Origin of the sequence: Polynucleobacter sp. JS-JIR-II-c23, from assembly GCF_035011225.1 — a bacterium.
Taxonomy (GTDB): Bacteria; Pseudomonadota; Gammaproteobacteria; order Burkholderiales; family Burkholderiaceae; genus Polynucleobacter.
The window spans coordinates 1,338,535-1,353,565 of the sequence record NZ_JAYGQT010000001.1 but is presented as its reverse complement, the minus strand read 5'-3'; the positions used below and the strand labels follow the sequence as shown (position 1 = coordinate 1,353,565).

Below are 15,031 nucleotides of genomic sequence, written 5' to 3'. Positions count from 1 at the left end.
CTGCATACTCTATAGGTAGCATTCATGAATAAATTTACCCAACTTAGGCCTTGGCTAGCACATCTTGCCCACACCAATCGCTTGGTTGCCACAAAGAAAAATGTCTTGCTAAAGCATGAGTTAGCAGCCATTGCTAAAAAGCTAGATGGAAAAAGTAGCGTTTTTTTCCCGGGCCCAGATGGGCACTCTATGCCAGTAGTTTCCGGTTTTATGTCTTCGCGTTCATGGATTGCCGAGGCAATGGGTGTGAGCGAGGCTGATTTGCTAAATGCGTATCGTTTGGCGGCCGATAATCCGTTGCCTTGTAATTTAGTTAAAGAGGGTCCTTGCCAGGAGGTTGTGTATCGTGATTTTGATGTGAGAACTTTATTACCTGTTCCTACACACAGTGAGCATGATAGCGGGCCGTACATCACTGCTGGTTTGGTAATTGCAAAAAACCCCAAGACTGGCGTCCAAAATGTCTCAATCAACCGTATTCAGGTAAATTCAAAAGATCGCATGGCAGTGCTAATTTTGCCTAGACATCTGCATGCCTTTCAACAGGCTGCTGAAGAGTTGAATCAGCCATTGCCTGTTGCGGTGGTTATTGGTGTAGATCCATTGACACTTCTTGCCTCTCAGGCGATTGCGCCGATTGATTCAGATGAGCTAGAAATTGCCGGCGCCCTACATGGACAACCTTTAGATGTAGTGAAATGCTTAAGCAATGATGTTCTGGTGCCAGCAAATGCAGAAATTGTGATTGAGGGGCATATTCCGCCTAAAGTGCGTGAGCTGGAAGGCCCCTTCGGCGAGTATCCTAAATACTATAGCTCTCAAGAGAAGCGCCAAGTAATTGTGGTGGATACAGTGACTCATAGAAAAGATCCAATATTTCACACCATTGTTCCGGCAGAGCTAGAGCATCTATTACTTGGATCCATTCCCAGAGAGGCAACTATCTTGTCCCATCTGCGGAGAAGCTTCCCTGGCGTTTTAGATGTGCATTTATCGCTCGGTGGTGTCGGAAGATATCACCTTTATGTTCAGATTAAAAAGACGCATGAGGGCTTGCCTAAGAATGTAATATCAGGCGCTTTTAGTTCTCACTATGATGTGAAGCATGTTGTGGTGGTGGATGAGGATGTCGATGTCCATGACCCTGCTCAGGTTGAATGGGCTATAGCTACAAGATTTCAAGCTAAACGTGGCTTGATTGTTATCCATGATGCACAAGGATCTGTTTTGGATCCCTCTACGACTGTTGGATTGCCTATCGATGAGGATGGAGTTATCCCCGCTCAATTTCAAGGTATGAGTTCAAAGATGGGCCTAGATGCAACTAAGCCGCTCACATATGAAGGGCACGTATTTACCAAGGTCAAGATTCCCGGGGAGGAAGCAGTAAATTTAGATGCCGTGCTTGATCCTCAGTTTCCAATAGCCTCACATCTGAAATCAAATTAATTACTGGGACTTATTTTGAACAAACGCTTAATTGTTGCCATTACAGGTGCATCAGGAACGATTTATGGAATTCGTATTCTGGAGGCTCTGAAGAATCTTGGCATTGAATCTCATCTGGTAATGAGTGACTCAGCGAAGTTGACTATGGCAGCGGAAACAGATTACAAGCCAGCCCAAATTGAAGCTATGGCTGATGTTGTTCATTCAGCGAAAAATGTTGGCGCCTCCATCTCTTCTGGCTCCTTTAAGAGTCTTGGCATGGTTATTGCTCCATGCTCAATTAGGACCTTGTCAGAGATTGCTAGTGGGGTGACTAGTAGTCTGGTTTCCAGGGCTGCTGATGTAGTGTTAAAAGAGCGTCGTCGTTTGGTCCTGTTGGTCAGAGAGACCCCCCTACATGCGGGTCATTTACGCTCTATGTCTCAGGTTACCGAATGTGGTGCAATTGTGATGCCTCCAGTACCTGCCTTTTATGCAAAGCCAGAGTCTATTGGTGATATGGTAAATCACACGGTTGGAAGATGCCTAGATCTTTTCGACCTGGATAATACGCTGGTAACTCGCTGGAATGGAATGGATGGCGGTAAATGAACTTATATGTTTACTTTAAATTTGTTGTTTCAGAATACCCTCTGGTCTTAAGTAATCTTAGAAAAATGCATGCGCAGTTATCGCGTGAGTTCCCGGGTTTGGTTTGTGAGTTACTCAAAAGACCATTGCCAGATCAAGATGGCAAGGAGACTTGGATGGAGGTTTACCGCGGAGCAGCAGCTCAGGGGTCTGAGTTCAATGAGCGACTTTCAGAATTGGCTTTAAAGAATGAATTGCCTCAGCCTAGGAGAAATGAAGTCTTTATTCCGATCGAGTAGGGCGCTCTGAAAAGAAAAAGCCCCGACTGCTCGGGGCTTTTGCGTTAGAAAGAGTTTTCTTAATAGAGCTCTCGAGGGAGGCCTACCTAGATTGCTTCTTCTTCGGAGCTTTGCTGGCTGTATCGGCGGTCTTCAACACTGTTTCAGTGGCGGTGCTGAGGTTGGTTTGCGCAACTTCTACCGCATGCTTCACAGCCTTTTGGCTAGTTTCGAATACGTTATTTGCAGAAGCAATCGCTTGTTTCATAGCTTGCACAGCAGCATCTGATCCCGCTGGTGCATTCCTTGTCCACTCTTCTACTAAAGAGTTAATTTTCTTTTGGCCGGCTTGAAATTCTTTTTCAGCAGATTGTGTAAAGCTGTTTTGTGTCTCATGTGCCAACTCATATAAATGACGGCTATAGGCCATAATTTTTTCTGCCATTGGTTGCACTGCTTCGGCTTGATGGGCTAGCAACTGCTGAATGTCTTTTACTTCCAATGCTTTCTTAGCGCTATTCATACTGTCGCTTAAGCTTTGTTTGGCAATATGCATATTGAGTTCAACTAACTTTTCAATACTTTGCAATGCCTGATTGGTTAAGCCACTCAAGGTCTCTAAGTTTGCCTTTTGTGCTGCTGCAATTTGTTCTGGAGTTAAGTTCATCTGTATCTCTTTCCGTTTAACTTTCTGTATTTTGATCTTTGGCTTTTCCTAATGTACTCTCTTTGCACCATTGTATGGCATAGATGTTGCGCTGCAGCATAGGTGGCTAGCCATGCAGATGAATAGTTCAAATGAAAAAAGAGCCTAAAATTAGAGGTTCAGTAAAAATTCTCAATATTTTCAGTAAGTTACCCATGAAGCTTTCGCTTGATAACGCCATTGCACCGATCTTTGTCCTCATTTGGAGTACCGGCTTTGTGATTGCGCGTTTGGCAATGCCATATGTAGAGCCAGCCACCTTCCTGTTTTGGCGTTTTGCAGGGGTTTTAGCGGCTATGGCAGCGCTGAGTCTCGTGTGGAGAATCACCTGGCCCAGTTGGTCTCAAATCAAGCACATCGCCATTGCTGGGATCTTGCTGCAATTTGGCTATTTGATGGGGGTTTGGGTTGCGGTTAGATTAGGTATGACCGCTGGATTAGTGGCTCTGATAGTTGGTCTGCAGCCTATTTTGACTGCTTGGTTCGCTGCATGGGTTTCCGAGAAAGTTACAACCAGGCAATGGATCGGTTTGGTGTTTGGATTTATGGGGGTTGCTTTAGTTGTCGCTGCAAAAGTGGGGTTATTGAGTATTCCGCTTATAAGTTATTTTCTGGCATTTGCTGCTTTGCTCTCAATTACTTTTGGGACGATATATCAGAAGAAATTCTGCCCCATATTTGACCTGCGCGCCGGATCTACGATTCAATTTGGCGTTTCCGCCATCCTTTCTTTCTTTTGTATGTATTTCTTTGAAACTGGAGTGATGGTTTGGAATGCGTCGGTCATTGGTGCGCTGCTATGGGCGATATTCCCCATATCAATCGGGTCCATCAGTTTGCTATTTATGATGATTCGCAAAGGGGCAGCCACTAAGGTGACTAGTTTGCTCTATCTAACACCTCCGACTACTGCCGCAATGGCTTGGCTCTTATTTGATGAGCCATTTACATTGCTAATGGCGGTAGGTTTGTGTTTGACGATGACTGGCGTCGTGCTGGTAAATGCTCGTCAGACCAATATAGTGGCAACGATTGCCGAGTAGGGAAGTCATTTGGTGGGATAAATTACCTGGATTGGGGCGAATAAAACCGCTTTGTCTTCGGAAATTAATTATCATTCCGTATGTTGAAAGTTTTGGAAGGTATTTTGGGATGCGTTTGAATCGATTTTGGCCCCTAGTCATTGCATTGCTCTTTTCACTGGGAGTGCTGGGTAACGCACCTGTTCAGGCCGCAACAAAAGATAAGCAGAAGCAAGCAAAGTCAACAAAAGTGGTGACTAAGTCACCCAAAAGAGCCAAGACCGTCCGCGTCACTGTTACTAGATCATCTGCACCCGTAGTTGCAGGACCTCCATCATTAGCTACTGCATTAGGTTTGCGTGGTCAGCGCGATGAGCTCAATCTTAAATCTACTGTAGTGATGGTGGTTAATCAAGATACGAAGGAAGTCTATTACGAGAAGAATCCTTCTGTCAGTTTGCCCATTGCCTCCATTACTAAACTCATGACGGCCATGGTGACGCTCGATGCAAAATTGCCGATGGATGAGGTCATCGTCATTAATGCTGAAGACGCCCATATTTATAGACACTCTCGTTTAGCTGAAGGTACTGCACTGACTCGTGAAGATGCACTCCATTTGGCTTTGATGTCCTCTGAGAACCGCGCCGCATATACCCTAGCCAGAAATTATCCTGGCGGCTTACCTGCATTTGTTGCTGCTATGAACCGTAAGGCAAAAGATCTCGGCATGGAGCACTCTCACTTTGAGGATCCCACTGGACTGACTAGTGAGAATGTTGCTTCAGCAGAAGATCTCACACGCATGCTCAATGCTGCCTATCAGTACAAAACTATTCGTGAGTTCTCAACCTGGCCAGATTTAACTATGGTGATCGCCAATCGCCCGCAAAAGTTTTTGAACACAAACCGTTTGGTACGTTCCGGGGATATGGATATCGGACTGCAGAAGACGGGCTTCATTAATGCTGCAGGCCGATGTTTGGTCATGCAGGCAAGAGTAAACAACACGCCATTACTATTGGTCTTTTTGGATTCTGTAGGAACGCAATCCCGTTTTGCCGATGCAGTGCGGGTGCGCGATTGGTATGAGCGCATGCCATCGGGCGCGCAACCCATTCGTCGCTTGATGTAACTAATGAATTAAGCTGCTGAGCCTGGCTCGGCAGACTTGGGTTTAAAACCCATGCCTTTGGATATCTGTAGAGCAGTCTCTTGTAGGGCGCGGAGCCAATCTGCTTGTATACGATCCGTTGGGGCGCTTAAAGATAAGCCGGCAACCAATTTTCCAGTGTCATCCAAAATGGCTGCGGCTAAACAGCTCACACCCAACTCTAGTTCTTCGTCATCGCGAGCGCTACCCACTTTACGCACGTGATTGAGTTCAGCTTCGAGTTTGCCCAATTCGGTAATACTGTTACGAGTATGTCCAGACAAACCTGTACGAGTGACATAGGCGCGTACTTGTCCGGGATCGTCGCTTGCGAGGAAGAGTTTGCCAACCGAGGTGAGATGCAAGGGGGCGCGACCACCAATGGCACGAACTACCTGCATGCCTGAGCGTTCACTATAAGCGCGATCAACGTAGACAATTTCATCGCCTTGACGCACTGATAGGTTAACGGTTTCACCAGTGAGCTTATGCAGGGTACGCATCGGTAGTTGCGCAGCCTCACGAACGGATAAGCGTGCCTTCACTAAATTACCCAGCTCTAAAAGTTTTAAGCCAAGGCGATAGGTACCGCCGTCGCCACGCTCAACCAATCGGCAAGCAACGAGGTCATTCAAAATTCGGTGGGCGGTAGAAGGGTGCAGACCAGTTGTCTCTGCGAGATTCTTCAGGCTGCTGGATTCTTCTTGCTCAGCAAGAGCGTCTAGCAAATTCATCATGCGCTCCACTACTTGGATGGCTGTCTTGCCAACCTCGCCGGCAGATTTAGGAGTTTTGATGGTCTTGCTGGTGTTCATAGGCCTCATTGTAGCGATTTCGTACGAAATTGCATATTATGAAATCCTATTTTACAAATGCATCTGCTGAAAATGTCCCGTTTTATAGGGAATCAGGGGATTAAGGCTCTTTTACGATTGTCTTAAAGCAGTGGCACACTCATTGACTAAGTCAGGGCCTCGATAAATCAGGCCGCTATAGAGTTGTACTAAGCTTGCGCCTGTCATGATCTTTTCACGGGCATCTGCGCCACTCATGATGCCGCCCACACCGATGATGGGTAATTGATCACCCAATCTCGCTTTTAAAGCTTTGATGACAATATTAGAAGCATTACGCACGGGCGCGCCAGATAAGCCACCAGCCTCTTCACCAAACTCCATTCCCTTGACTGCATCTCGAGAGATGGTTGTATTGGTAGCGATGACAGCATCAATGCCAAACTCGATCAGGAGATCGGCAATGAGATGAATGTCGCCATGATCTAGATCGGGTGCAATTTTCAAAAAGAGTGGTTTGCGTATGCCATAACGATCGCTTAAGCGCTTTCTGGCTTCATCAAGACTTCCCAATAATTCGCGGAGCATTTCTTCACCTTGTAAGGCGCGTAGATTTTTGGTATTCGGAGAAGAAATGTTGACGGTGATATAGGTAGAGATTTCATAAACGGCTTCCATCGCCAGGATGTAATCTCGAGAAGCTTCTTCAATTGGGGTGCTGGCGTTCTTGCCAATATTTAAACCAAGTACACCACCACTTTGCCAAAACTGAGAGCGACGCACTCTGGCAACGCAGGCATCAACGCCATCGTTATTAAAGCCCATGCGATTAATAATGCCCTGAGCTTGCGGTAAACGAAACATGCGTGGCTTAGGATTACCCGGTTGTGGCCGTGGCGTGACTGTGCCGATTTCTAAAAATCCAAATCCCAATGCAGCGAGTGCATCGATATGCTTGCCATCTTTATCTAAGCCTGCTGCTAATCCAACTGGATTAGGAAAATCAATGCCACAGAGTGTCTGCGGATCGTTAATCGGCTTGCTTACTAAACGCTCCAATAAACCCCAGCGCTGCGCACGGTCCATATTGCTTAAGGTGAGGTTGTGTGCCTTTTCTGGGTCTATAGAAAACAGCCAGGGGCGGAGGAGGGAGTAACGATCGATCATGGATAGATATTATGACTCAGGGAGCTCTTGCCAGTGATCGTCAATCAAACCTTCCATAGGTTGATATTTCACCTTATACGACATCTTGTCGCTTTCCTTGATGTAGTAGCCAAGGTAAAGGTAAGGCAAACCCAATATGCGAGCTTGTTCAATTTGCCACAGAATGCTATAGCTGCCATAACTGGCCACAGAGCTTGTAGTGTCGTAAAAGGTATAAACAGAAGAGATTCCCTGTTCCAGAATATCGATCATGCTCACCATACGTAATCGACCGGGGTGCGGGTCATGCGGACCATCCCGAAACTCCACAATACGGGAGTTCACTCGGCTTTGTAATAAGAACTGCATATATTGATCTTGATCATCGCTATCCATATCACCACCTGCGTGTCGCTCAGTTTGATAGCGTTGATAGAGTTGGTAATGTTCCTCTTGGTAACCTAGATTGAGGACGGAGGCCTGAAGATCAGAGTGTTTTTTCTGGGCGCGGCGCTGGCTGCGAGAGGGCGTAAATTGATTTACCAAGATACGGGTGGAAATACAGGCCTTGCATTCGTCGCAATATGGTCGATAGGTATACAAACCACTACGTCGAAAGCCTGCGTTGAGTAAATCGTTATACACATCCGCATGAATCAGATGCGATGGTGTAGCTACTTGTGAGCGAGCTGTTTTATTGGGCAGGTAGCTACAAGCATAGGGAGCAGTTGCATAGAACTGCAGGGTGGTTAGGGGTAGTTCTTTAAGCTGAGTCATAACCAGTGATGCAAGATTGCTTTGTCAAAAGTCCAGGATTTCTCAATCTTAGTTTGATTTAAGGATATTTGCAGTTGCTCTAAAAAGACCTGCCTGGATATTGGGGTGGCGCCTAAGGACAATAGGTGAGCCGTTTCTTGCTGGCAGTCGATCATCTGGACTTCATTCATCAGGCACCATGCACTCAGGGCTGCTAAGGCGATTTTTGATGCATTCGTCTTACGGCTGAACATGGATTCACCAAATACCATTCCTCCAAAGGCAACGCAATAGAGTCCGCCAGTAAGCTGGCCATCTTCGATTACGGCAATACTGTGAGCATTGCCTGCTTCGTGAAGTGCGGTGTAGGCATCAATGATTTCATGAGTAATCCAAGTGCCATCCTGATCTTTGCGAGTGCTCGTGGCGCATGAACGTATGACTGCGCCAAAATCGGCATCTACTAATATCTGTGATTGTGTGCTTTGACAAAAGAGTCGAATATTCTTTTGCAAAGATTCACTGCATTTAAAGGCGCTGGGCTTTAACACCATTCTAGGATCAGGCGACCACCAGAGAATAGGTTGGTTATCCGAGTACCAGGGAAAAATACCTTGTTGATAGGCGCGAGCTAGTTGACCGGGGTATATCTGCTCACTGACGGCAATGAGTCCGGGAACGCTAGGATCTGGATCAGTCTCAAACAGTGGATTTGGGAAAGGGTCGTTGGGCCCTAGCCAAGCTATCTGACCCATGTCGACTCAAATTCGTTCGGATGGCAAAACATCGCGACTGCGCACATGAAATTCCTTACCAGCATCTAAGTTGCCAGCAGCGCGGTCTGCAAAGAACCATTCAAGGGTCTGCTTAACAGTGGGAAAGGCCAATTCTTCCCACGGAATCTCATGCTCATGAAAAAGGGCTACTTCAAGACTTTCTTCACCTGCAGAAAATTCTGGATTGGTCATTGTGGCTAAATAGAATAGGTGCACCTGTTCTGCGTGGGGCACATTCAGCAAGGAATAGAGTGGTCCAATTTCCACAGCAGCACCAGCCTCTTCTAGGGTCTCGCGAGCTGCGCCGTGGCTAGTGCTTTCACCTAACTCCATAAAGCCCGCAGGCAAAGTCCAAAAGCCATGACGAGGTTCAATAGCACGACGACATAAGAGAACTTGCTTGCCGTATACCGGAATACTTCCAACTACGTTGCGAGGATTTTGATAATGAATGCTGCCACACGCTTCACAGACATGACGCTCACGAGAGTCATCCACTGGAATCTTGATAGTTAATACAGATGCGCAGTTAGAGCAATACTTCATACTGACTTTCTAAAAATGGGCCTTGATGGCGCCGCGTAGTGCATTGCTAAGCATAATCTCATCTGCCATTGAAACATCATTAATAGTCAGGTTAGCTTCACGGGCATTCAAGGTGGGGTCTGCAAGTAGGGCGGCACGCATTACTCCAGGCAAGAGACCGGCCGATACTGGTGGCGTTAGCCATTCAGGGCTACCCTGAGGTTTAACAAAAATGCTAGTCCTTCCGCCCTCAGTAACGAAGCCTTGTTCATTGATAAACAGAGCGTCAAATCCACCTAGCTTCACAGCTTCTTGCCAAGCTTGGTCATAGAGAGATCGATTGCTGATTTTATGACGCAGTAAAGCGTCTCCAGAAAACATCGTTGTATCACCCGGCAGAATATTTTTTGCCCAGAATATTTTGACGGGTTCATTGATCAAATCCATCGCAGCAGTTGTAACTAATAGCTCACCAGTAGTTGAGAGATCAAGCCTTAATCGGTATAACAATTTTTTATCAAGTGATGCACAAGTACTCAAAATCAAATGCTGGGCAGTCTCAAGTTGGAAGGACATTCTTAAGGCTATTGCGGATAAAGATAGGCGATTTAAATGAGTATGCAATCTCTGGGGTTCGCCATTCCGAACCGCAATGGTTTCAAATAAACCGGTAGCGCTTGGCAGATCCATCAGAAACGCTGATTTAATGCGACACTCTTGCCATTCTTGGCCTGCATCTGAGTCATTAGTGACTCCGGCGCCAACCCCTAGGGTGAAGCTTGATTCATGAGAGTCGGGATCTTGACTGATTTCCACCGTACGGATCGGCACACTAAAGGCAAAGTTGCCATTGGGGTCAAGCCAGCCTAAGGCGCCGCAATAATAGCCTCGATCTTCGGGTTCCAGTCCTTGAATAATTTCCATGCTGCGTTTTTTTGGAGCTCCTGTAACAGAGCCACATGGAAATACCGCTTCAAAAATATCGAATAAAGAAATCTCAGGTTTGATCTGACCTTGCACGGTAGAAGTCATTTGCAATACATCACCGTGTCTTGCAACTTCAAATAGATTGGGCACTAGTACCGTGCCCGGAAGAGAGATGCGACTGAGATCATTACGTAGCAAGTCCACAATCATGACATTCTCAGCTTGATTCTTTGGATCATCTGATAAGGCGCTCGCAACAGTAGATAGGGCACTTGCAGTACCCTTCATTGGCATCGCTTTGATAGTGCCACCATCTCGCGCAATAAATAGTTCAGGCGATTGCGACAGTAAAAAGTTGCCATCATGCTCGATATAAGCGCCAAAACGCCCAGGCTGGCGATCCCTTAAGCGGCTATATAAGGCGAGCGGAGCGCCATAAGTATTGCCTGTGATTCGATAGGTGTGATTAATCTGGTAGCTATCACCGCTGCGAATATATTCCTGTATCGCTGCAATATCGGCATTAAATTGCCCCTCATTCAAGGATTCCTGAGCATCTATGACTCCAGCACTTGCTTGAGAGGGATCTAATAAGGCTAGTTTTTGAGCAATGCAGCGATCGACATCCTGCTTGGACAGTTTTTTGAATTCTGCAAAAGACCAGGCTTCAATGAGCGGATGGTGATGATCTGAGTGATTGACTCGCTCTGGAAGATGATGAATTTGCCTACCTAACTCGTAAGCAAAGGCAGCAACAATAAATTCGCCCTTAGCAAGCGCGGCAGATATTTCAGTAAGACACTGCTGTGTAGCGGCTAAATCTACAGCATGATCGCCGCTCGGAAGAACGCACCAGTAGTGCAGCGCGTTTTCATATTGGCGACTGGTGGGTAAGGCCGCGGTGCTTTGCGCATCATCGAGCAAAATCATCGCGGCTTACCTGGTAATTTCTACTTACTTCAGAATCGTTGCAGATTCGATGATGACAGTCTTAGTAGGAACATCAGACATTCTGCCCATGCGTGGGGCTGGAGCAACCATGGTTGGTACTTTACGAATGGCATCTATGGTTTGTGTGCCAGAGATCACTTTGCCAAACACGGTATAGCCATTACCCATCGCATTAGGGTAGTCGAGCGCCGCATTGTCTTTCACGTTAATAAAGAACTGCGAAGTTGCAGAATCAGGGTCTGAAGTGCGAGCCATCGCAATCGTGTAAACATTATTCTTCAAGCCATTTTGCGCTTCAGAAACTACTGGGGAATCAGTTGGCTTTTGATTCAAGTCCGACGTAAACCCGCCACCTTGAATCATGAAGCCATCAATCACACGATGAAAGATGGTGCCGTTATAGAAACCGCTCTTGACGTAGTTCAAAAAGTTAGCAGTGCTCTTGGGTGCTTTCACATCATCTAATTCAACAACGAAGTTACCCATCGTAGTTTTAAATTCAACCTTAGGGCCTGCAAATGCTGCTTGACTAGTAAAACAAGAAACAGCAACAACAAGGGCGGCAAATAGCTTACGCATAAGAACTCCTTAAATAAGATAAAAATAGCTTGTATTTGATTGTATTGCCCAAGACCGCCGGAGGGTTAAATGATTTATTAGCCTAGACCATTAGGAACATTTCCGGCATAAGCATAGGAAGCCTCATCAAACATGCCAGGTCTTGCAAGGTAATCCAGTGTCCAGTCAATAGTGTCAACACCCCAAAAGCAATGTTGATTCACTATCAGGGCCGGCACTCCAAAGGCGCCATCGGCTTTTGCTTGATTGGTATTAGCGATCAGCTTTGCCTTCACTTCTGGATTTTCAGGTTTAGGTGCATCTGAGGGAAGTCCTAAGTAGCTACAAAATTCTGGCCAAGATAGATTGGGATCCTTACCTTCCACCCAAACATAATCAAAAGCGCGCTCAACCATCATCCAATCGGCATTTTGTTCAACCAAAAGGCGTTGGGCGGCAACTGTCATAAAAGGGTGATGCTCTGGAAAGCGAAAAGGAATGCCTAACTTCTCCGCCTGCCACACGCAAAATTGATAGGTGTGCGGGCGTTTTGCTGCAACTTCTCCTGGACCCTTATTTTCAGAAGCTCTGAGCAGGCCACCCAGCAGAATAGGAACAGGCTTAATCTCTAGCTTGCTTTCAAGACGCTGTCTTTGCTTGATATACAGATAAGCAAACGGCGAAACAATGTCGTAATAAAAAGTAGCCGAAATCTTTGTACTCATATCGCCTTATTTCTTCTTATGCTCTTCATCGAGCTTTTTTAAGAACGCTAGCTTTTCTTTGATCTGTGACTCTAGGCCACGCTCCACTGGCTCGTACCAATGGGGCTCCTTCATGCCTTCTGGAAGATACGTTTCACCGGCGGCATAGCCATGCGGCTCATCATGGGCGTAGCGATATTCTTTTCCATGTCCAAGCTCTTTCATCAGTTTGGTAGGTGCGTTGCGCAAATGATTCGGAACGGGTTTGGATTGATCGTTTGCTACATAAGCGCGAGCAGCATTAAAAGCGTTGTAGCTTGCATTGCTCTTAGAGGCAACTGCAAGATAAACCACTGCTTGCCCAAGAGCCAACTCACCCTCAGGAGATCCCAGTCTTTCATAGGTCTGCGCTGCATCGTTAGCCAATTGCATTGCTCTTGGATCTGCCAGGCCAATATCTTCCCATGCCATCCGAATAATGCGTCTGGCTAAGTAACGGGGATCGGCGCCGCCATCTAGCATGCGGCAAAACCAATACAAGGCCGCATCGGGGTTGGATCCGCGAACAGATTTGTGTAGAGCAGAGATTTGATCGTAAAAGTGATCACCACCTTTATCAAAACGCCGCGCTTGAGCGCTAAGTGCATTCTCTATAAATTTCTGATCAACGATTTTTACTTCCGCATTTGGTGTGAGGACCGCATTGCGCACTTGTTCAACTAAATTGAGAAGGCGTCGTGCATCACCATCAGCGTTAGAAATCAGGGTATCGATTGCTGTTGATTCAAATTGCACATCGGGCATCGCATGCTGATGGGCTCGATCAAAGAGTAATTTCAGCTCCTCGGGAGTGAGTGATTTCAAGACATAGACTTGAGCACGCGACAGAAGTGCAGAGTTCACTTCAAATGATGGGTTCTCGGTAGTGGCACCAATAAAGGTGAATAAACCAGACTCCACATGGGGTAGCAGGGCATCTTGCTGGCTTTTATTGAAGCGATGGATCTCGTCAACAAATAAAATCGTTTGCTTGCCGTACTGAGCCATATTTTGTTGGGCTTGCTCAATGGATTCCCGGATTTCTTTAACGCCCGCTAGGACTGCAGAGATCGCAATGAACTCACGATCAAATGCTTTGGCGGAGAGACGCGCTAGCGTAGTCTTGCCAACGCCCGGAGGCCCCCACAAAATCATCGAGTGAGGCTTGCCGGAGGCAAATGCTAGATTGAGTGGCTTACCGCTTGCTAATAAATGCGTTTGTCCAATGACTTCTTCAATCGTTTTTGGGCGCAGTGCCTCTGCTAAGGGTGGAGGCGGCGCGCTATCAAAAAGACTGCTCATTGCATCAGGCTTGAATAAAGAGAATAACTAAGGATGCCCAAGTGAGGCAGGCTGCTGCAACATAGGTCAAGCGATTGCGCATGGTCATAAAAGCAGAGCGGGCGGCTTCATCAGCAAAATAATATTGATAGGTGTTCTGATCAATATTGCGCTGAATGATTAGAGTGGAAGCCAAAATCAGTAAGCCTACTGGAATATAAATATGAAGGGCTAACCAAGCCACTAAAGCGGGGATGACACCCCAGATCCATGCATTACGGTCTTCCCAGCGATCACCAGCGGGTGCCTTACCTAGAAGATGTAAATTGGCACCCCAATGCAAAGCCCCCATAAAGGAAGTAATCACGGCACCATAACCCGCTAAAGATTCAGCGCTTAAATAATTCACGGGTGTTGGCGCTAATTGCACCATGAGGGCTAGCCCAATAAATGGAATAAGACCGGCATAGCCAAGTTTGCGAACTAAAGGTGGGATGGGGTTCACGATGGGGATGTCTAGGTTAAGGAGTTGTGAATGAAATTATTTATCGTAGGTGTATACGCCGCGACCTGTTTTGCGACCGAGATATCCAGCGGCAACCATTTCACGAAGTAGTGGGCAAGGGCGGTATTTGGAATCGCTGAAGTTTTCAAAATACACTTCCATTACCGCTAAGCATGTATCTAATCCAATGAGATCTGCTAAGGCTAGTGGGCCAATCGGTTGATTGCAGCCTAACTTCATGCCAGCATCAATATCTTCTGGGCTAGCAAGACCTTCCGATAAAACAAAGAAAGCCTCATTAATCATGGGTAGCAAAATGCGATTCACCACAAAGCCAGGTGAATTTTTAACAGTAATCGGCTCTTTGCCAACACGCTTAGCCATGTCAATAATGGCAGCGTGGGTAGCGTCACTAGTCTGCAAGCCACGGATGACTTCCACTAAAGCCATTAAGGGTGGCGGGTTGAAAAAGTGCATGCCAATAAAGCGGGCAGGGTTTGAGTCAAGTGCCGCTAGTTTGGTAATCGATAGGGAGGAGGTGTTGGTGGCAATGATGGTGTCTTTGCTCACGACCTCGTCTACTTGCTTGAGAATCTTTTCTTTAATTGCTTGGTTCTCGGTTGCAGCTTCAATCACTAATCCCAAGCCTTTGAAGTCAGTATAAGAAGTACTTCCTTTAATACGTTTGAGAGCAGCTTCCTTTGCTTCAACAGTCAACGTTTCTTTTTTGACAAGACGATCCAAACTCTTGCTGATTTGCTCAAGTCCACGTTGCACTGCTGCCTCATTAATATCAACCATCACGACATCCAGACCGGCCACTGCACATACTTGTGCAATCCCATTGCCCATAGTGCCTGCACCAATGACGCCTACAGATTGAATACTCAT

General features: G+C 46.5%; 17 protein-coding genes. 5 read left to right on the top strand and 12 right to left on the bottom strand.

The window, feature by feature from the left end:
* The first annotated feature begins 24 nt into the window (after positions 1 to 24).
* The 3 genes from VC159_RS06940 to VC159_RS06930 are packed head-to-tail and all read left to right on the top strand — an operon-like array spanning position 25 to position 2,318.
* Positions 25 to 1,449, top strand: a complete 1,425-nt coding sequence (locus tag VC159_RS06940) for a UbiD family decarboxylase (protein ID WP_323473132.1) — start codon at positions 25 to 27, stop codon at positions 1,447 to 1,449.
* A 12-nt stretch (positions 1,450 to 1,461) separates the two neighbouring features.
* Entirely contained in the window at positions 1,462 to 2,040 is a 579-nt protein-coding gene (locus VC159_RS06935) for a UbiX family flavin prenyltransferase (RefSeq protein WP_323473572.1), read from the top strand.
* Complete coding sequence (locus tag VC159_RS06930; RefSeq protein ID WP_323473131.1) at positions 2,037 to 2,318, top strand: DUF4936 family protein; 282 nt, start codon at positions 2,037 to 2,039, stop codon at positions 2,316 to 2,318. The genes VC159_RS06935 and VC159_RS06930 overlap by 4 nt, the downstream gene beginning before the upstream one ends.
* Before the next feature lie 82 nt (positions 2,319 to 2,400).
* Here the strand turns inward: VC159_RS06930 and VC159_RS06925 are convergent, their stop codons facing one another.
* Positions 2,401 to 2,964 carry a phasin family protein gene (locus VC159_RS06925; RefSeq protein WP_323473130.1) on the bottom strand — a complete coding sequence of 188 codons (564 nt, stop codon included), beginning with the start codon at positions 2,962 to 2,964 and terminating at the stop codon, positions 2,401 to 2,403.
* A 194-nt stretch (positions 2,965 to 3,158) separates the two neighbouring features.
* On the opposite strand from VC159_RS06925, the gene VC159_RS06920 reads away from it, so the two are divergent.
* Positions 3,159 to 4,046, top strand: coding sequence for a DMT family transporter (locus VC159_RS06920; protein ID WP_323473129.1), 888 nt, complete (start codon positions 3,159 to 3,161; stop codon positions 4,044 to 4,046).
* A 109-nt stretch (positions 4,047 to 4,155) separates the two neighbouring features.
* Positions 4,156 to 5,160: a serine hydrolase gene (locus VC159_RS06915; RefSeq protein WP_323473128.1), complete on the top strand. Its 1,005-nt coding sequence runs from the start codon at positions 4,156 to 4,158 to the stop codon at positions 5,158 to 5,160.
* 8 nt (positions 5,161 to 5,168) lie between these two features.
* Here VC159_RS06915 and VC159_RS06910 read toward each other — a convergent pair whose 3' ends face one another.
* The 11 genes from VC159_RS06910 to VC159_RS06860 form a co-directional block, all read right to left on the bottom strand.
* Positions 5,169 to 6,002: an IclR family transcriptional regulator gene (locus VC159_RS06910; protein ID WP_215359914.1), complete on the bottom strand. Its 834-nt coding sequence runs from the start codon at positions 6,000 to 6,002 to the stop codon at positions 5,169 to 5,171.
* A gap of 102 nt (positions 6,003 to 6,104) precedes the next feature.
* Entirely contained in the window at positions 6,105 to 7,139 is a 1,035-nt protein-coding gene (locus tag VC159_RS06905; RefSeq protein WP_215359916.1) for a quinone-dependent dihydroorotate dehydrogenase, read from the bottom strand.
* Between the two features lie 9 nt (positions 7,140 to 7,148).
* Positions 7,149 to 7,895 carry an arginyltransferase gene (locus tag VC159_RS06900; RefSeq protein WP_215359918.1) on the bottom strand — a complete coding sequence of 249 codons (747 nt, stop codon included), beginning with the start codon at positions 7,893 to 7,895 and terminating at the stop codon, positions 7,149 to 7,151.
* Positions 7,892 to 8,629, bottom strand: coding sequence for a leucyl/phenylalanyl-tRNA--protein transferase (gene aat, locus VC159_RS06895; protein WP_323473127.1), 738 nt, complete (start codon positions 8,627 to 8,629; stop codon positions 7,892 to 7,894). The genes VC159_RS06900 and aat overlap by 4 nt, the downstream gene beginning before the upstream one ends.
* Before the next feature lie 6 nt (positions 8,630 to 8,635).
* Positions 8,636 to 9,196, bottom strand: a complete 561-nt coding sequence (locus tag VC159_RS06890; RefSeq protein WP_323473126.1) for an NUDIX hydrolase — start codon at positions 9,194 to 9,196, stop codon at positions 8,636 to 8,638.
* Between the two features lie 9 nt (positions 9,197 to 9,205).
* Positions 9,206 to 11,032, bottom strand: coding sequence for a bifunctional anthranilate synthase component I family protein/class IV aminotransferase (locus tag VC159_RS06885; protein ID WP_323473125.1), 1,827 nt, complete (start codon positions 11,030 to 11,032; stop codon positions 9,206 to 9,208).
* Between the two features lie 24 nt (positions 11,033 to 11,056).
* Positions 11,057 to 11,632: a peptidylprolyl isomerase gene (locus VC159_RS06880; RefSeq protein ID WP_215359926.1), complete on the bottom strand. Its 576-nt coding sequence runs from the start codon at positions 11,630 to 11,632 to the stop codon at positions 11,057 to 11,059.
* Positions 11,633 to 11,709: 77 nt separating this feature from the next.
* Complete coding sequence (locus tag VC159_RS06875; RefSeq protein WP_215359928.1) at positions 11,710 to 12,336, bottom strand: 2-hydroxychromene-2-carboxylate isomerase; 627 nt, start codon at positions 12,334 to 12,336, stop codon at positions 11,710 to 11,712.
* A 6-nt stretch (positions 12,337 to 12,342) separates the two neighbouring features.
* On the bottom strand, positions 12,343 to 13,656 hold the full coding sequence (locus tag VC159_RS06870; RefSeq protein ID WP_215359930.1) for a replication-associated recombination protein A: 1,314 nt from the start codon (positions 13,654 to 13,656) through the stop codon (positions 12,343 to 12,345).
* 4 nt (positions 13,657 to 13,660) lie between these two features.
* A complete protein-coding gene (locus tag VC159_RS06865; RefSeq protein ID WP_251367797.1) occupies positions 13,661 to 14,140 on the bottom strand; it encodes a DUF3429 domain-containing protein in 480 nt (159 codons plus the stop codon).
* Between the two features lie 36 nt (positions 14,141 to 14,176).
* Positions 14,177 to 15,031, bottom strand: coding sequence for a 3-hydroxybutyryl-CoA dehydrogenase (locus tag VC159_RS06860; RefSeq protein WP_215359932.1), 855 nt, complete (start codon positions 15,029 to 15,031; stop codon positions 14,177 to 14,179).